General features: G+C 63.4%; 16 protein-coding genes and 1 riboswitch. Of the genes, 6 read left to right on the plus strand and 10 right to left on the minus strand.

Translation table 11 applies throughout. The features are described from left to right. Positions 1–34 precede the first annotated feature (34 nt). The 3 genes from ACFSNN_RS28770 to ACFSNN_RS28780 all read right to left on the minus strand — a co-directional run bounded on the left by ACFSNN_RS28770 (position 35) and on the right by ACFSNN_RS28780 (position 3,675). A complete protein-coding gene (locus ACFSNN_RS28770) occupies positions 35–1,108 on the minus strand; it encodes a PhoH family protein (protein ID WP_134457849.1) in 1,074 nt (357 codons plus the stop codon). Between the two features lie 46 nt (positions 1,109–1,154). Next, entirely contained in the window at positions 1,155–2,528 is a 1,374-nt protein-coding gene (gene miaB / locus ACFSNN_RS28775; protein WP_134457850.1) for a tRNA (N6-isopentenyl adenosine(37)-C2)-methylthiotransferase MiaB, read from the minus strand. Between the two features lie 163 nt (positions 2,529–2,691). Continuing rightward, a complete protein-coding gene (locus ACFSNN_RS28780; protein ID WP_134457851.1) occupies positions 2,692–3,675 on the minus strand; it encodes a LysR family transcriptional regulator in 984 nt (327 codons plus the stop codon). Between the two features lie 111 nt (positions 3,676–3,786). Between ACFSNN_RS28780 and ACFSNN_RS28785 the strand changes: the two genes are divergently transcribed. The 4 genes from ACFSNN_RS28785 to ribB all read left to right on the plus strand — a co-directional run bounded on the left by ACFSNN_RS28785 (position 3,787) and on the right by ribB (position 7,415). After that, positions 3,787–4,185, plus strand: coding sequence for a VOC family protein (locus ACFSNN_RS28785; RefSeq protein WP_134459100.1), 399 nt, complete (start codon positions 3,787–3,789; stop codon positions 4,183–4,185). Positions 4,186–4,201: 16 nt separating this feature from the next. Further along, positions 4,202–5,368 (plus strand): MFS transporter, encoded by a 1,167-nt coding sequence (locus ACFSNN_RS28790; protein ID WP_134457852.1) that lies wholly within the window; start codon positions 4,202–4,204, stop codon positions 5,366–5,368. A 188-nt stretch (positions 5,369–5,556) separates the two neighbouring features. Beyond that, positions 5,557–6,246, plus strand: coding sequence for a helix-turn-helix domain-containing protein (locus tag ACFSNN_RS28795; protein ID WP_134457853.1), 690 nt, complete (start codon positions 5,557–5,559; stop codon positions 6,244–6,246). Between the two features lie 118 nt (positions 6,247–6,364). Continuing rightward, positions 6,365–6,548, plus strand: a riboswitch (FMN riboswitch). Positions 6,549–6,695: 147 nt separating this feature from the next. Continuing rightward, the gene (ribB, locus tag ACFSNN_RS28800) at positions 6,696–7,415 is read left to right on the plus strand and encodes a 3,4-dihydroxy-2-butanone-4-phosphate synthase (RefSeq protein ID WP_134457854.1); all 720 of its coding nucleotides are present in this window, start codon (positions 6,696–6,698) and stop codon (positions 7,413–7,415) included. Positions 7,416–7,518: 103 nt separating this feature from the next. On the opposite strand, the gene ACFSNN_RS28805 is transcribed toward ribB, so the two are convergent. From ACFSNN_RS28805 to glpD, 4 genes are all read right to left on the minus strand, one after another. Beyond that, positions 7,519–8,205: an HAD family hydrolase gene (locus ACFSNN_RS28805; RefSeq protein ID WP_134457855.1), complete on the minus strand. Its 687-nt coding sequence runs from the start codon at positions 8,203–8,205 to the stop codon at positions 7,519–7,521. Between the two features lie 179 nt (positions 8,206–8,384). Beyond that, positions 8,385–9,098, minus strand: a complete 714-nt coding sequence (locus ACFSNN_RS28810; protein WP_012434281.1) for an MIP/aquaporin family protein — start codon at positions 9,096–9,098, stop codon at positions 8,385–8,387. 87 nt (positions 9,099–9,185) lie between these two features. Next, a complete protein-coding gene (gene glpK / locus ACFSNN_RS28815; RefSeq protein ID WP_134457856.1) occupies positions 9,186–10,685 on the minus strand; it encodes a glycerol kinase GlpK in 1,500 nt (499 codons plus the stop codon). 180 nt (positions 10,686–10,865) lie between these two features. Beyond that, a complete protein-coding gene (gene glpD / locus ACFSNN_RS28820) occupies positions 10,866–12,395 on the minus strand; it encodes a glycerol-3-phosphate dehydrogenase (RefSeq protein WP_134457857.1) in 1,530 nt (509 codons plus the stop codon). A 200-nt stretch (positions 12,396–12,595) separates the two neighbouring features. Here glpD and ACFSNN_RS28825 point away from each other — a divergent pair, with 200 nt between their 5' ends. Then, the gene (locus tag ACFSNN_RS28825) at positions 12,596–12,970 is read left to right on the plus strand and encodes a hypothetical protein (RefSeq protein WP_134457858.1); all 375 of its coding nucleotides are present in this window, start codon (positions 12,596–12,598) and stop codon (positions 12,968–12,970) included. A 75-nt stretch (positions 12,971–13,045) separates the two neighbouring features. Here the strand turns inward: ACFSNN_RS28825 and ACFSNN_RS28830 are convergent, their stop codons facing one another. The 3 genes from ACFSNN_RS28830 to ACFSNN_RS28840 form a co-directional block, all read right to left on the minus strand. Further along, the gene (locus ACFSNN_RS28830; protein ID WP_134457859.1) at positions 13,046–13,675 is read right to left on the minus strand and encodes a TetR/AcrR family transcriptional regulator; all 630 of its coding nucleotides are present in this window, start codon (positions 13,673–13,675) and stop codon (positions 13,046–13,048) included. A 207-nt stretch (positions 13,676–13,882) separates the two neighbouring features. Then, positions 13,883–14,080, minus strand: a complete 198-nt coding sequence (locus ACFSNN_RS28835; RefSeq protein WP_006049938.1) for a hypothetical protein — start codon at positions 14,078–14,080, stop codon at positions 13,883–13,885. Between the two features lie 306 nt (positions 14,081–14,386). After that, complete coding sequence (locus tag ACFSNN_RS28840; protein ID WP_134457860.1) at positions 14,387–15,166, minus strand: DeoR/GlpR family DNA-binding transcription regulator; 780 nt, start codon at positions 15,164–15,166, stop codon at positions 14,387–14,389. Positions 15,167–15,518: 352 nt separating this feature from the next. On the opposite strand from ACFSNN_RS28840, the gene ggt reads away from it, so the two are divergent. After that, positions 15,519–17,156 carry a gamma-glutamyltransferase gene (ggt, locus tag ACFSNN_RS28845; protein WP_134457861.1) on the plus strand — a complete coding sequence of 546 codons (1,638 nt, stop codon included), beginning with the start codon at positions 15,519–15,521 and terminating at the stop codon, positions 17,154–17,156. The last annotated feature ends 178 nt before the right edge of the window (positions 17,157–17,334 follow it).

Below are 17,334 nucleotides of genomic sequence, written 5' to 3' on the forward strand. Positions count from 1 at the left end.
GATGCGTTTTTACGTTCGTTGCGGCTGCGGGCGCTCAGCGCGAATCCGCCAGACCGGCGGTTTTCTGCGAATGCGCATCGTACGCCTCCACAATTCGCGCGACCAGCGGATGCCGCACCACGTCGGCACTGGTAAAGCGCGTGAGCGCGATGCCGCGCACGTCGGCCAGCACCTGCTGTGCTTCGATCAGCCCGCTCTTGTGGCCGCGCGGCAAGTCGACCTGGGTCGTGTCGCCGGTTACCACCGCCTTCGAGCCGAAGCCGATCCGCGTGAGGAACATTTTCATCTGTTCGGGCGTGGTGTTCTGCGCCTCGTCGAGAATGATGAACGCGTGGTTCAGCGTGCGGCCGCGCATGTAGGCGAGCGGCGCGATTTCGATCATCTGCCGCTCGAACATCTTGGCGGTCTTGTCGAAGCCGAGCAGGTCGTACAGCGCGTCATACAAAGGACGCAGATACGGATCGACCTTCTGCGCCAGGTCGCCCGGCAAGAAGCCGAGACGCTCGCCTGCTTCGACCGCCGGACGCGTCAGCACGATGCGCTTGACCTGGTCGCGCTCGAGCGCATCTACCGCGCAGGCCACCGCGAGATAGGTCTTGCCCGTGCCGGCCGGCCCGATGCCGAAGGTCACGTCGTGCGAGATGATCTGCTTCAGATACTCGCGCTGCGCCGGCGTGCGGCCGCGCAGATCCGCGCGGCGCGTGTACAGCTTCGGGCCGAGTTCTTCGAGGTCGTCGTCGCCGGCGTCGGCGGGCTGGTCGAACGGGTGGTCCGGGTTGCCGGGGAAGCGCGGGTCTAGCGCTTGCGTGCCATGGCCGTTGCCGTTCGCGCGATGCCGTGCCGGCTGACGCACTTCGACGAGCGCGAGCTGGATGTCGTCGACCGACAGTGGCTTCTGCGAGTTGTCGTAGAACTTTTCGAGCGCGGTGAGCGCGAGTTTCGCGCCGCGCCCGCGAATCGTGATGCGGTGGCCACGGCGCTGCAGCGTTACATCGAGCGCCTGCTCGATCTGGCGCAGGTTTTCGTCGAGCGGGCCGCAGAGGTTGGCGAGCCGCGCGTTGTCTTCGCGCGGTGCGGTGAATTCCAGATGCTGCTGAGTGGTCTTCAAGGCGGTGAGTCGATCCTGTCGGTTTCGATACGCGGGTTTGCGTCGCTTAGTGGGTCGTGGCCGGGGCGTCGTCATGAACCAGCACGAGTTCGCCACGCAGCGAATGTGGGTACGCTTTGACGATTTTCACGTCGACCATCTGGCCGATCAGCCTTGCGTGCGACGCGACCGGCGCCGGGAAATTCACCACCCGGTTGTTCTCGGTGCGGCCGGCGAGTTCGTTCGGATCCTTGCGGGCTGGGCGCTCGACCAGTATGCGCTCGATCTTGCCGACCATCGAATCGCTGATGCGCTGCACGTTTTCCTCGATGGTGGCCTGCAAATGTTGCAAACGCTCGAGCTTCACTTCGCGCGGCGTGTCGTCGTGCAGATTCGCGGCCGGCGTGCCGGGACGCGGGCTGTAGATGAACGAGAAGCTGGTGTCGTACTTCATCTCGTGCACGAGCGCCATCATCTTGTCGAAGTCTTCTTGCGTCTCGCCGGGGAAGCCGACGATCATGTCCGTGGAAAGCGACAGGTCGGGGCGGATCGCGCGCAGTTTGCGGATCACGGACTTGTATTCGAGCACCGTGTAGCCGCGCTTCATGGCCATCAGGATGCGATCCGAGCCGTGCTGCACCGGCAGATGCAGGTGGCTGACGAGCTTCGGCACCTTCGCGTAGGTGTCGATCAGACGCTGAGTGAATTCCTTCGGATGCGACGTGGTGTAGCGAATCCGTTCGATGCCCGGAATATCCGCGACGTATTCGATCAATTGAGCGAAGTCGGCGATTTCCGTCGAACCCAGCGTGAGGCCGGCGCGATAGGCGTTCACGTTCTGGCCGAGCAGCGTGACTTCGCGCACGCCCTGATCGGCGAGACCGGCGATTTCGGTCAGCACGTCGTCCAGCGGACGCGACACTTCTTCGCCGCGCGTGTACGGCACGACGCAATAGCTGCAGTACTTGCTGCAGCCTTCCATGATCGATACGAACGCGCTCGGGCCGTCGACGCGCGCCGGCGGCAGGTGATCGAACTTTTCGATTTCCGGGAACGAGATGTCCACTTGCGCGCGGCCGCTTTCACGGCGCTTGTCGATCATTTGCGGCAGACGGTGCAGCGTTTGCGGGCCGAACACGAGATCGACGTACGGCGCGCGCGACACGATCGCCGCGCCTTCCTGGCTCGCCACGCAACCACCCACACCGATGATCAGATTCGGATTCGCTTCCTTCAGCTCGCGCACGCGGCCGAGGTCGGAGAACACTTTTTCTTGCGCCTTTTCGCGCACCGAGCACGTGTTGAACAGAATGACGTCCGCGTCTTCCGGCGTGTCGGTCTTGACGAGTCCTTCAGCCGCGCCGAGTACGTCGACCATTTTGTCGGAGTCGTACTCGTTCATCTGGCAGCCAAAGGTCTTTACATAAACTTTCTTGGTCATCGAATTTCGCCGGTCGCAGTGGTTAACCTGGGGGCGTCGTTTAAAAGGTGAAGAGGGCGAAACGTGCGAGCGGGCCGTGGGGCGGCGCATATTTACCGTCATGGGCCGCTGCGGGCCGCCGCTGTGGGCCGCTTTCAGTGCACGTTTGCAGCGTAGCTCAACATTATAGCCCTTCGCGCGATGCGGTTTCCCCGGCCGGCCGGCGGCGCGGACGCTCCGGAGGCAAGCCCAGCAAACCTTCCAGTTCATCCGACACCTGCGCGAAACGCTCGCTCAGGAAATCCAGCAACACGCGCACGCGCGGCGCCATGAAGCGGTTGCGATGGTAGAGCGCGTGCAGCGGCGCGTCCGGATAACGCCATTCCGGCAGCAGGATCTTCAGACCGTCGGCGCGCAGGTCGGCCTCCACGTCCCACATCGACTTGATCGCGATGCCGTAGCCGCGCAGCGCCCATTCGCGGGCGACGGCGCCGTCGTTGGTCTCGCGGGCGGTTTCGAACGGCACGGTGTAGTGCTGCACCTCGTCGCCGCGCGTGAAGCGCCACTCGTTCGCCAGCCCGGTGGCGGTCGCCAGCACGATGCAGTCGAAATTGGCCAGATCGTGCGGATCCTTCGGTTCGCCCTTGCGCGCGATGTAGTCCGGCGACGCGCACAGCACACGCCGGTTCGGCGCCAGCTTGCGGGCGACCAGCGAGCTGTCCTGCGGCACGCCGAAGCGGATCGCCAGATCGATGTCCTCCTGCACGAGATTTGCCAGCGAGTCCGACAGCGTGAGCGCGAAGGTCACCTCCGGATACAGCGCGTTGAATTCGTCGAGCCAGTGCATCAGCAGATTGCGGCCGAAGTCCGAGGTCGCCGACACCCGCACCTTGCCGCGCACGACGCCCTGGCCGGCTTGCAGGGCGGCTTCGGCGTCGTCGAGCGATTGCAGCGCCTGGCGGCAGCAGTTCAGGTATAGGCGGCCTTCGTCGGTGAGCCTGAGTTGACGGGTGGTGCGTTCGAACAGGCGCGCTTTGAGGCCGGCTTCGAGCTTGGCAAGGCGCGCACTGGCGGCCGCCGGCGTCAGCCCCATCTTGCGGCCCGCCGCCGACAGGCTGCCCTGCTGCGCCGCTTCGACGAACAGACGGATATCACCGAGATTGTCCATGGCGAATCTTTCAAATGAGATTTGAAAATGCTTCAAATGCTACGCCAATTATCAAATTGACGCCCAGCCTCGACAATGGCGCTCATGGAAAACCCTGAGGCCGCTCACGCCATGCAACTCGATCACGCCACCATCGTCACTGCCGACCTCGACACGGCTCGGCGTTTTTTCGCCGATGTCGCCGGGCTGATGCAAGGTGCACGGCCGGCATTTTCGGTTGACGGCTACTGGCTGTACGCGAACGGCCGGCCGCTGATTCATCTGATCGACGCGACGGTGCCCGCCGCGGCCGGCCGGACGGCGCCGCGCATCGACCACATCGCGTTCCGGCTGGAGAGCGCCGCCGAATGGCAGGCGCTGCTCGGTCGCCTGCATGCGCATGGCGTCGACTTTCAAACCGCGCGCGTGCCGCAAATGGGACCGCAAGAGGCACAGGCGCAACTGTTCGTGGCGCTCGCGCCGGGCGTCGTCATCGAATTCGTGACGGCGCTGCATCACGCTGAAATTTAAATTTTGGAGAAGAGAAATGCCCATTCCTTTACTCGCGCTGGCGATCAGCGCGTTCGCGATCGGCACGACGGAGTTCGTGATCATGGGCTTGCTGCCCGAGGTGGCGCGCGATCTGGCGGTGTCGATTCCGTCGGCGGGTTTGCTGGTGAGCGGTTACGCGCTCGGCGTCGCTGTCGGTGCACCGTTGCTCGCGGTGGTGACCAGCAAGATGCCCCGCAAATTGGCGCTGCAACTGCTGATGGGCGTGTTCATCGTCGGCAATACGCTGTGCGCGATCGCGTCCAGTTATTCCGTGCTGATGATCGCGCGCGTGGTGACGTCGTTCGCGCATGGCTCGTTCTTCGGTATTGGCGCGGTGGTGGCGGCTTCGCTCGTGCCGGCCGAAAAGCGCGCCAGCGCGATTGCGCTCATGTTCACCGGCCTGACGCTGGCGAACGTGCTCGGCGTGCCGTTCGGCACGTTCGTCGGCCAGGAGTTTGGCTGGCGTGCGGCGTTCTGGATCGTCAGCGCGTTCGGCGTGCTGTCGCTCGCGGGCGTCACGGCGCTGGTGCCGAATCGTCATGACGCCGGTCCGGTCGGACTCGGTCATGAAGTGCGCGTGTTGAAGGATCCGCAAGTCTGGACCGCGCTCGCGATGACGGTGCTCGGCTTTGGCGGCGTGTTCGTCGTGTTCACCTACATAGCGCCGATTCTCGAGCAGGTAAGCGGCTTCTCGCCGCGCGGCGTCACGCTGATTCTGGTGCTGTTCGGCGTGGGCCTCACGATCGGCAATACGGTCGGCGGCAAATTGGCAGACCGTGCGCTGATGCCGTCGCTGATGGGCATTCTGGTCGCGCTCGCGGTGGTGATGGCGATCTTCGCGCGCACCAGCCATTCGCAAGTGGCCGCGGCGATCACGATCTTCGTGTGGGGCATTGCCGCGTTCGCCACGGTGCCGCCGTTGCAGATGCGCGTAGTCGAGAAAGCGGCCGCGGCGCCGAATCTGGCTTCGACGCTGAATATCGGTGCGTTCAACGTCGGCAATGCGGGCGGCGCTTGGCTTGGCGGTCTGGTGATCAATCACGGCCATGCGCTCGATACCTTGCCTTGGGTGGCCGCCGCGGTCAGCGTGGCGGCGTTGCTGCTGACCTGGTTCGCGGCGCGTATGGATGCACCGGCGTCGGCGGTTGCGCAAGGGGCATAAGCACGCTCCGGTCCGCGAACTGTCCGCCGTCACGCCCTTATGAAAGATTCGCACAAGCATTGCGGAAAACGTCCTCCGCAATGCTGATAACAGTGTGAAGATAACTTCGTTGGGCGTGGCGGGGCGCGATGCTATCTTGTTTCCACTAACCGTTTGCCCGCCGTCCGGCGGCGCTCCTGGAGGCAATCATGCATTCCCCGCTTGCGCTGGTTCGCGATCCCACGGCTGACACCGATACGTCGCCCCGTTCACCTGAACCTTTCGATGCACTTGAACATCTGGTCGGTGTGAATCTCGCCCGTTTGCGCGCCGAGCGGCAACTGTCGCTCGACGCTTTGGCCCGCGCGTCCGGCGTCTCGCGCGCCATGCTCGCGCAGATCGAATCGGCGCGCAGCGTGCCGTCCATCAAGGTGCTGTGCAAGGTGGCGGCGGCGTTGAAGGTGTCGGTGGCGGCTTTCTTACGGCGTCACGCGACTAACGGCTTCGAGCATTTGCCGGCGGAGCGCTCGTCGCGTGTCGTCAGTTCGAACGGCCGCTATTCGGCCCGGCCGCTTTATCCCGACGCCGAACCGACTGCCGCCGAGTTTCACGAGTTGCGTATCGCGCCGTTGCACACCGAAGCCGGCACGCGCCGCGCGCCGGGCACGACGGTGAATCTGGTGGTGAGCGAAGGCACGCTGGAAGTCAGCGTCCACGATCAACGCCAGTTGCTGGCCACCGGCGACGCGATCGTGTTCGACGCCGACCAGCCGCATAGCCTGCGCAATCCCGGCGACACGGAAGCGCGCGCGTTTCGCGTGACGTTGAAGGCGGAGACGCCGCCGCGCTGGGACGTGCCCGCGCACCACGAGCCGGCGCGCGAAGTCGCACCGGTTTGATCGGCATCTTTGCGCACGCATGTGCTCCGAGTGAGCGATCTCCGTCTGATCAGTAGGGTTGCGCTGCACGTGCGGCGCGGCTGTTGTATGCTTTGCCAGCCGGTCGATCCGGCAATCAGTGCGTCTTCAGGGCGGGGCGAAATTCCCCACCGGCGGTATGCCGGCAACGCGAAAGCGTGAGCCGGCGAGCCCGCGAGCGCCCACGTCGTGCGGTCTTCCAAACAGGAAAGACTGAAGTGGGGTCAGCAGATCTGGTGAGAAGCCAGAGCCGACGGTTAGAGTCCGGATGGAAGAAGATGTGCAGATAGTCATGTTCGTTTCCGTGGCGCCGCCTGCAGGTCGAGGCGGTGCGCGAGCGTCGCTTTGCGCGGCGTTCGACGGCGCGTCTTTGTCTGTTTGCAATGCCCTGAAACGTTTCTCGCCCAACTTTTGCGATGAGCGTTTCAATCATGACCTTTGCTACTTTCCCTGCTCCGTCGACGATTGCGGATAGCGCATTCCTCGACCTCCCGCTGCTCGACACCGAAGCCGTTCCGCCGCGTATCGCGGCCGCCTTGCAAGCCATGCGCGACGGCCGCGCAGTCGTTTTGCAAGACGATCACGACCGTGAGAACGAGGCCGATCTGATCGTGTCCGCCGAGCGTCTGTCCGTCGAAACCATGGCGTTGCTGATCCGCGAATGCAGCGGCATCGTGTGCCTGTGTTTGCCCGACGAGAAGATTCGCGCGCTCGAATTGCCGCCCATGGCCGTCAACAACGAAAGCCGGCACGGCACCGCGTTCACGGTCTCGATCGAAGCACGCGACGGCGTGACCACCGGCGTGTCCGCGCTCGATCGCGTGACGACGATTCGCGCCGCGATCGCCGACACGGCGAAGCCTGCCGATATCGTGCGTCCTGGTCACGTGTTCCCGTTGCGTGCGCAACCCGGCGGCGTGCTGGCTCGCCGCGGCCACACCGAAGGCACGGTCGACCTCGCGATTCTGGCGGGTCTGAAGCCGGCTGGCGTGCTGTGCGAACTGATGAACCCGGACGGCACGATGACGCGCGGCGCCGATGTGGAGCGCTTCGCCGCGCAACACAATTTGCCGATGCTGACCATCGCCGAGCTGGTGGAGTTTCGTCAGGCGCTGGCGCAGGCGCGCGAATGCGTGGCTGACGAGGCTTGATGCGCGGGGAGTGCGAACGCGTGACACCACGCGCTCGCTCGCTTGCAGTGGTGATGTGAAAAAGCCGGCTCGCGCAGCCGGCTTTTGCGAATGCCGCGAACGCCTACGACTGCACGTCGCCAAATTCTCCGCGTACACCCGCTTCGACCAACGCGGGCAATTCATCCATATGCTGCATGATCCGCGTCATGCCCATCTTGCGCAGCGCGTCCGCGTAGCCATCGGGAATATGGCTCGCGCCGACAAAAGCGATCGTCTTCATGCCCGCGGCGCGCGCGGCATTCAAACCCGCCACGCTGTCTTCCACCACCACGCATCGTGACGGCTCCACGCCCAGCGTTTTCGCGGCGAACAGATACACATCGGGATACGGCTTCGGCCGCGCCACCTGTTCCGCGCTGAAAATGCGTTCGCCGAAAATCTGCTGCAAACCCGCGCGCCGCACCGACGCATTCACGCGCGCCATCCGGCTGTTCGATACGACGGCGGCCGGCAACGTGACGCGTTGCAACGCGTCGCGCACGCCGTTGATCGGGCTGAGCGAAGCCGCGAGTTCGAGTTCGACGTTGTGTTCGATGGTGTCGAAAAAATTCGCGGGCAACGTGATATCGAACGACTTCTCGATGCCTTCGAGAAAGCGCGACGTTTGCTGACCAAAGGCCGTCTTGACGATGGGTTCGAAGTCGAGGCTGGGGAACGTGGCGCTCAGCGTTTCGAGCATCACGCGGTCAGCGATGATTTCACTGTCGACGAGCACGCCGTCGCAGTCACAGATGAGGTGGTCGATCATGCCTGAAAACGGAAAGCGAAGCGCATGAGCAAGGCAATTGCAAGTTCATGCGCGGTAAGTGAAAGCGTCATGATACGTGCTTTGGCGGCGCCTGAGCGGCGCCGCTGCTTTCCGTGACTTCTCCGCTTAGGCGCACGAGACGACGTACGCCTGAGCGAGTCCTGCCTACAGCGCGCAGGTCAATGGACGTGCAAATACAGATACAGACATGCTGCCGCCGCGCCGCCCAGCAGCGGACCGCAAACCGGAATCCACGCATAGTGCCAGTCGCTGTCGCGTTTGCCCGGAATCGGCAGTAACGCGTGCATTAAACGCGGCGACAGATCACGAGCGGGACTCATCGCGTAACCGGTCGGGCCGCCGAGCGAGATGCCGATGCCGAGAACCAGCAGGCCGACCGGGAGCGCGTCGAGCGCGCCGAGACCGACTTGCGGCGAAGCCAGATACAGCACGCCCAGAATCAGCACGAACGTAGCGATCATTTCCGTGAGCAGGTTGTGCGGCACGCTGCGTATTGCCGGCGAGGTGCAGAATACGCCGAGCTTCACATCGGCATCGCCCTCTTTGGCGAAGTGCTGCCGATATGCGATCCATACGAGCAGCGCGCCGGCCATGCCGCCGAGCATTTGCGCCGCGATATAGCCGGGCACCTTGGCCCAGGCGAACTTGCCGGCCAGCGCGAGGCTGATCGTCACGACAGGATTCAGATGAGCGCCGCTGAACGACGCGGTGACATAGACGGCGATGAACACGGCCATTGCCCAGCCCATGACGATCACGATCAGGTCCGCGCCTTTGCCTTTGGTGCGCGCGAGCAGCACGTTGGCGACGGCCCCGTCGCCGAGCAGTACCACGAGCGCCGTGCCGATGAATTCAGCAATGTAAGGTGACATTGTTTGGTATCCGAAATATTGTTGTCAGGGAAGCCGCGGGATGAGCGGCTTCTTTATCGATGAAAAGAGAAGGGTTGAGAAACGTGCTTAGGGCGTGTCGGCCCAAGCCTTCGCGGCGCGGATCGCGCGCTGCCAGCCGTCGAGGCATTGCTTGACTTCGGCGTGCGGCAGCGCGGGCGTGAAGCGGCGGTCGAGCTTCCACTGGCTTTGCAGTTCGTCGACGTCTTTCCAGTAACCCACCGCGAGACCGGCCAGGTAAGCCGCGCCCAATGCGGTGGTTTCCGCCACCTTGGGGCGCACCGCGTCGACGCCGAGAATGTCCGCCTGGAATTGCATCAGCAGATTGTTCGCGCAGGCGCCGCCGTCCACCCGCAATTCGCCGATGCGAATACCGGAGTCGGCTTCCATCGCTTTCAAGACATCGAGTGATTGATAGGCGATCGAGTCGAGCGCGGCGCGCGCAATATGCGCCGAGGACGTGCCGCGCGTCACGCCGAACAGCGTGCCGCGAGCACGCGCATTCCAATGCGGCGCGCCGAGGCCGGCGAAGGCGGGCACCAGATACACGCCGTCGGAATGGGACACGCTGCGCGCCAGCGTTTCGATCTCGGCGGCATTCTTGATGATGCCAAGGCCGTCGCGCAGCCATTGCACCACGGCGCCGCCGATGAAGATGCTGCCTTCGAGCGCGTAATTGATCTGATCGCCGATCTGCCACGCAATCGTGGTGACGAGATTGTTTTTCGATTCGATCGGCTTGTCGCCGGTGTTCATCACGAGGAAGCAACCGGTGCCGTAGGTGTTCTTCACCATGCCCGACTCCGTGCACATCTGCCCGAAGAGGGCGGCGTGCTGATCGCCGGCGATACCCGCGAGCGGAATCTTCGAAGCGAACACGGTGGTCTTGGTCGGCCCGTACACTTCCGACGAAGCCCGCACCTCCGGCAGCATGCTGCGCGGAATGTCGAGCGCTTCGAGCAGTTCATCGTCCCACTTCAGCGAGTGGATGTTGAAGAGCATCGTGCGCGACGCGTTGGTGACGTCGGTGACGTGCAGGCCGCCCTTGGTGAAATTCCACACCAGCCAGCTGTCGACGGTTCCGAACGCGAGTCGGCCCTGTTTGGCCTTTTCTCGCGCGCCTTCGACGTTATCGAGAATCCAGCGGATCTTGGTCGCCGAGAAGTACGAATCGATCGGCAGGCCGGTTTTGGCGCGGACTTTGTCTTCGAGGCCTTGCTCTTTGAGTTGGTCGCAGAAATCGGCGGTGCGGCGGTCTTGCCAGACGATCGCGTTGTAGATCGGATGGCCGGTTTCGCGATCCCACACGATGGTGGTTTCGCGCTGATTGGTGATGCCGATCGCGGCGATCGAGGTGCCGTTCATGCCGGCGCGCGTCACGGCTTCGGCGGCGACGCCGGCCTGAGTCGACCAGATTTCCTGCGGATCGTGTTCGACCCAGCCCGGACGCGGATAGATCTGCTGGAATTCCTTCTGAGCGGTCGACACGATATTGCCGAGCCGGTCGAACAGCATCGCGCGCGAGCTGGTGGTGCCTTGGTCAAGCGCGAGGATGTACTGGTCCTGCATTGTCTCTTCTCCATGCGTTTTATGAATCGCCGTGCGCAAAGCCGGCGACGGGAACGGCTTGTAGTTTTAAGCGGGCAGCAACACGTGTGATGAAGCCGCCCGGCTTCGTTCAGCCGAGGGGTGAATCGATACGGTTCGGTGCTCTTGCATGCCGCGCACACGCTGCGTGGCGATATCCGACTATGCGCTTTCGCGCGCGGGTTCGCGGGCGAACCACGCGTCGATATCGCGTGTGATCGAATCGAGCGTGCCGGGTTCGACGTGCAAGCCGAGTTTCGAACGGCGCCACAGCACGTCTTGCGCGCTGCGCGCCCATTCGGTGTCGCGCAGGTACGTCAGTTCCGCTTCGTAAAAACCCGGCGCGAAGGCGCGGCCAAGATCGGCCACGGAACGCGCATTGCCGAGCACATGCTTGACGCGCGTGCCGTAGGCGCGGGCGAGGCGATGCGCCAGATCGGCCGGCAGCCATGCATGCTGCTGTTTGAATTCGCTCAGAAAGCGCTCGAAGTTGGCGTTCGGAATATCGCCGCCGGGCAACGGCGCGCCGGCCGTCCACGAAGACGCGCCGTTATGCAGTGCTTGCGCGAGTTTGTCGACGGCTTCTTCCGCCAGTTTGCGGAAGGTGGTGATCTTGCCGCCGAACACCGACAGCAGCGGCGCTTCGCCGGCGGGCGCGTCGAGTTCGAGCGAGTAGTCGCGCGTGACCGCCGAGGGGTTGTCCGCGCCTTCTTCCTCGAGCAGCGGACGCACGCCTGAATAAGTCCAGCGCACGTCGGCCGGCGAAATCTTCTGCTTGAAGTAGCGGTTGATCGAGTCGCACAGGTACTGCGTTTCGTCGGCGTTGATCGCCACTTGCGACGGGTCGCCGCGATATTCGAGGTCCGTCGTGCCGATCAGCGTGTAGTCGTGCTCGTACGGAATCGCGAAGATGATGCGCTTGTCCGGATTCTGGAAAATGTACGCGTGGTCGTGTTCGAACAGACGCCGCGTAACGATATGGCTGCCTTTCACGAGCCGCACGCTGTGCGACGCGGCGCGGCCGAGCGCGCCTTGCAGCAGTTCGCCGACCCACGGACCCGCGGCGTTCGCAATCGACCCGGCGCGCACGTCCAGAAGCGTGCCGTCCGCGCGCTTGAGCTGCGCCCGCCATTCGCCGCCCGCGCGCACGGCGCTCAGCAGCTTCGTGCGTGTGAGAATTTTCGCGCCGTGCTCCTGCGCATCCAGTGCGTTCAGCACGACGAGGCGCGCGTCGTTGACCCAACCGTCTGAGTACACGAAGCCGCGCTTGATCGAATCGACGAGCGGCGCCCCCGCCGGATGATTGCGCATCACGATACCGCGCGAGCCGGGCAGCAGCTCGCGCCTGGCGAGATGGTCGTAGAGAAAGAGACCGGCGCGGATCAGCCAGGCAGGGCGCAGATCGGGCATGTGCGGCATCACGAAGCGCAGCGGCCACATGATGTGCGGCGCGGCGCGCAGCAATGTCTCGCGCTCCTGCAGCGCTTTTCGCACTAGCCCGAACTCGCGGTATTCGAGGTAGCGCAAGCCGCCGTGGATCAGCTTCGTGCTGGCCGACGACGTGTGCGCCGCCAGATCGTCCTGTTCGCAGAGCAGCACCGACAGGCCGCGGCCCGCCGCATCGCGAGCAATGCCTGCGCCATTGATCCCGCCGCCCACGACGAGCAAATCGTATCTCGAGCCTTGCGTCACCTGCTGTGTCCCCTGCGTGGTATCCGGAAATTGTTTAGAAAGTCTATCGAACTGATAGTGTTCGTTTTCGAACTTTAATGAACATATTCGAAAAAGTAAAGTTCGGTTTGTTTGGACGCCCCTCTAACGGTTGTCCGGGTAGTGGCGCAACGCGCGGCCACGGACGATACTCTCGGCAGCAGCCATTTCGAGGTGAATTCATGCGTGGACTTTTGATGATCGGCACCGCAGTGCTTCTCGCGGGGTGTGTGAGCTCGCCGAGCCTGAGCGGAACGAGGGGCGCGCCGTCGTTCGCGTCGTTGCAGCAGATGTGCAGCGCCCAAACGGTCGACTACGGCAACGACGCACAAGGCGTCTACGCCGCGATGTTCGACGCGTACGTGGCGAACCGGAGCGGCAAGCTGTCGAAGGAAGATTTCTGCGCGTTCCAGACGGCGATCGCGCAGCGTCACGCGAGCCAGGGCGTGAGCAGCGATCCGCAGGTGCGCAATCAGTGGGTGGCGTTCTTCACCGATCAGCGGGCCAGGGCGCTGAGTTGGCGCGCGGCCGTCGATCCGACGTTGCGCAACGGTTGAACCTGAACGCGAGCGCTGTCTTTCCGCTCGCTTATTTCTATTTGTTTAACCGGCTCGCTTCGCGCGCAGTCAGCGCTAGCTGTGCTGCGCCTGCGCGCCGCGCCATAACATGCGGCGAATTTGCGCGAACACGGCTTCGCGCGTGAGCGCATTAACGGCGCCCGCAGGTTGCTGCGCCTGCGGCAGCGGCAACTGATTAGCCAGCGCCAGCATGGTGAAGCCGTGCAGACTCGCCCAGTACGCGTAACCGATCAGCTGCGGATCGCCTTCCAGAATGCCCGCGGCTACGAGCTTCTCGAAGTGCTCGCCGAGCATGCGCCACGCGCGCTGTGAGGCGGCGGCCAGTTCCGGATAAACACTTGCGTGCTGAGACAGATCGAACATCAACCGATAGGCGTGCGGTTCGTCGAGTGCGAACGCCACGTAGGCTTCGCTTACTACCGAGTGATCCGTTTCCGGGGCGGTCCGTGCCGCCGCTTCGAGGCGCGCCGCGAAGCGATTGAACGCCGCGGCGCGCACCATCGCGAGAATCTCGTCCTTGTCGCGGAAGTAGCGATAGGGCGTCATGGCGCTGCAACCCAGTTCTCGCGCCAGTTCACGCATCGTCACGCCTTCGGCGCCGCGCGTCGCGAATGCATTCTCGGCCACGCGCCGCATGGCTTCGCGGAATTGCTGGATGTCGTCGGGGGAGAGCGTTTTGGGCATGCGCGAGGGCAGAAAGTCCGTCGCGTCAATTTACTGTGTAAATGATTTGGGCACAACAAAGCGGACGCCGGACGGCGTCCTGCTTTTCAAACGAAGAGAGATTCAAAGTAGCAAAAGCGCGTGCCATGAAAGCACCGCGCGTGCGCCGTCACGACGCCGGACGTCAACCACCCCGTCCGGCCGCAAGACGCAATGAAAGCAACACAACTAGGAAAGACGCTTGATGGCCCGCAATGCGCTGTCGCCGCTTTCAGTCACGCGCCATTGTTCGTTGCCCGATGCGAGCCGTTCGAGTTGCACCAGCTGGCGTTCCAGCAGTGCGTCGAGTTCTTCTCGCTCCATATCGACCTGGTTCGGAGCATCCTTGACGAGCAACAACGTGGCGAATTCATGCGGACTTAGCATTGTTCTCTCCATGTCAAGCAAACGCGGACGGCCTTGCCGGCGACTGGCTCTTGCCAGTGAAGTCCGCAAAGAATCAGGCGGGAGGTGCGGCCCAAACGACAGTTTCACGCAACCGGCGCTACGCAGAATGCGGAAAGTACGCCGGGGAACTGGAGTGTAGTCAACCGCACGTTAAACACCAAATCGTCCCCAGTAAATTCTCCCTTTGACAATTGTGTGCGTGAGCGGCGGTTAGGAGCCGCGGCCAGATCCTTGATTTCACTCGAAGTTTCGCGTGCGCTGCAACATGGCGAAAAACGCCTGGCGTCACTCGGCGATATACACCTGGCAATTGGCGGCTGCGAGCGTTTCGGTCATCTCGGCTGGCGGTGCAATGTCCGTAAACAAGGCGTCGATCTGATCGAGATGGCCTTGGCGGACTAGCGCCGGGCGGCCGAATTTCGAGTTGTCGGCGGCGAGGAAAACGGTGCGCGCGTGCTGGATGATCGCCTCGGCCACCCGCACTTCGCGCGTATCGAAATCGCGCAGCGTGCCGTCAGTTTCAATGCTCGACGTGCCGATGATCGCGAAGTCCACCTTGAATTGCCGGATGAAATCGATCGCCAGTTCGCCGACGATCCCTTTATCCCACGGCCGCACAATGCCGCCCGTCACCAACACCTCGCAATCCGGATAGCCGCTCATCATGCTGGCGACGTTCAGGTTGTTGGTGATCACGCGCAGGCCGCGGTGCCGATTGAGTGCGCGCGCCACTTCTTCGGTGGTGGTGCCGAGATTGATGAAGAGCGAGGCCTGATCGGGAATGTGAGTGGCCACTAACGCCGCGATGCGCCGCTTCTCGTCATGGAACATGCGCTGACGCGCCGTATAGGATACGTTTTCGGAACTGGTCGGCAGACTTGCGCCACCGTGATAACGGCGCAGCAGGTTCATATCGGCGAGCCAGTTGACGTCGCGGCGGATCGTCTGCGGCGTCACGTCGAAGTGGGCCGCGAGGTCGTCCACGGTCACGAAGCCGTCGCGTTGCACCCACTCCAGCAGTTCCTGTTGCCGGGCATTGAGAGTCAGGCGGGGGTCTCGGGTCATGTGTCTCGGTTTCGTGGGTTTTTGTCCGCGCTGCCCGCCGCCGGCACGCCAGGCTGAACCGGTAAGCGAGTGATGCGTGAATGGCGTGAGCGTATTGTAAGACCTCCACGCGCCTTGTCTGCCAACTCGTGCGACGTGCATAAGATAGAGGACGACTGCGCGTCGATCTATTCAGCCTGTTTACGCATTTATTCATTTGATAAATGAATTTGTTTTTTGGGCCGGATCACGATGCAATCCGAGGTTCCGCGGCTGATTCATGCGTCATCCCGTCTCACCCCGCGTTCGATCTGTCTTCCAATGGTTTCCGGCGTTTTCCGCAAGCCGGGCCGCGCTTTCGAGAGTGTTCGACATGACTGGCTTCAACTGGCAAAACCCTTATCCGACGCCGCGTCTGCCTGTATTCGCGCGCAACATCGTTTCGACTTCGCATCCGCTCGCGGCGCAAGCCGGGCTGCGCATGCTGTGGAAGGGCGGCAATGCCGTCGATGCGGCGATCGCGGCCGCCGCCGCCATCACCGTGGTCGAGCCGGTCTCGTGCGGACTGGGCGGCGACGCGTTCGCGCTGGTGTGGGACGGCAAAAAGCTGCATGGTCTGAACGCGTCGGGCGTGTCGCCGGCGGCGTGGAATGTCGACTACTTCAAGCGCAAATACGGCGAGGAAAACGGTCTGGCGAAGCAACCGAAACGCGGCTGGGACGCGGTGACGGTGCCCGGCGTGATCGCCGGCTGGGAAGCGCTGCATCAGAAATTCGGCTCGCTGCCGTTCGCCGACCTGATGGAGCCGGCCATCGAAATCGCCGAGCGCGGTCACGCGGTGGCGAGCATCGTCGCTTATAAGTGGGCGGCCGCCGTGCCGGAACTGAAGGACCTGCCGGGCTTTGCGCAAACCTTCATGCCGCGCGGCCGCGCGCCGGAAGTGAGCGAACTGGTGCGCTTTCCCGGCCACGCGAAGACGCTGCGCAAGCTCGCCGAACAGGGCCCGCGCGCGTACTACGAAGGCGAGATCGCCGAGCAGATCGCCGCGTTCGCCCGTGAAGGCGGCGGCGCGCTGACGCTCGACGATCTGCGTAGCTACAAAGCGGATTGGGTCGAGCCGATCGGCAAGGATTATCGCGGCTACACGGTGCACGAGATTCCGCCGAACGGGCAGGGCATCGCGGCGCTTATCGCGCTGGGCATCCTCGAAAAATTCGATGTGAAGGAACTGGCGGTCGACAACGTCGAATCGCAGCACTTGCAGATCGAAGCCATGAAGCTGGCCTTCGCCGACGTCTACCGCTACGTCGCCGATCCGCGCTCCATGGAAGTCACGCCGGAACAGATGCTCGACGACGCCTACCTCACCTCGCGCGCCAAACTGATCGATCACAAGCGCGCCACGCAGTTCGACTTCGGCATGCCGAAGGCCGGCGGGACGATCTACATGTCGGTGGCGGACGAGCGCGGCATGATGGTCAGCTTCATCCAGTCGAACTACATGGGCTTCGGCTCGGGCATCGTGGTGCCGGATAGCGGCATCGCCATGCAGAACCGCGGCTGCGGTTTCTCGATGGACCCGAAGTCGCCGAACGTGGTGGAAGGCGGCAAGCGGCCGTTCCACACCATCATCCCGTCGTTCCTCACGCAGCAGGTGAACGGCCAGCAGGAAGCGGTGATGAGCTTCGGCGTGATGGGCGGCGACATGCAGCCGCAAGGCCATCTGCAATCCATCGTGCGAATGCTCGACTACGGTCAGCAGCCGCAGGCCGCTTGCGATGCGCCGCGCTGGAAGGTCAATCGCGATTTTACGATCGACATCGAATCGACGCTCGATCCGAAGACCGCCGAGGCGCTGCAGAAGCTCGGCCACACGATCAAGTCGGTCGACGATCCGTACATGGACTTCGGCTCCGGCCAGTACATCTGGAAGCTCGATCGCGACGATCCGGAGCGCGGCTATGTGGCGGCAAGCGATAGCCGCCGTGACGGGTTGGCTGCTGGGTTTTAGGCCAGCACTCATGCGCAAGGCGAGGCGCCGCTCAAGGCTACGCTTCGCTGCATGCACGGGCGATTCCGCGGGCATCGCCCGCTGCGCGCTAAACGCATCGCATAGATCAAATACACCGGTTGCCGGCGGCGCTCGCTTCCCGCGCGCCAGGCGTCCGGCATCAGGCATCGAGCATCAG

The organism is Paraburkholderia dipogonis, assembly GCF_042680985.1.
GTDB lineage: Bacteria > Pseudomonadota > Gammaproteobacteria > Burkholderiales > Burkholderiaceae > Paraburkholderia > Paraburkholderia phytofirmans.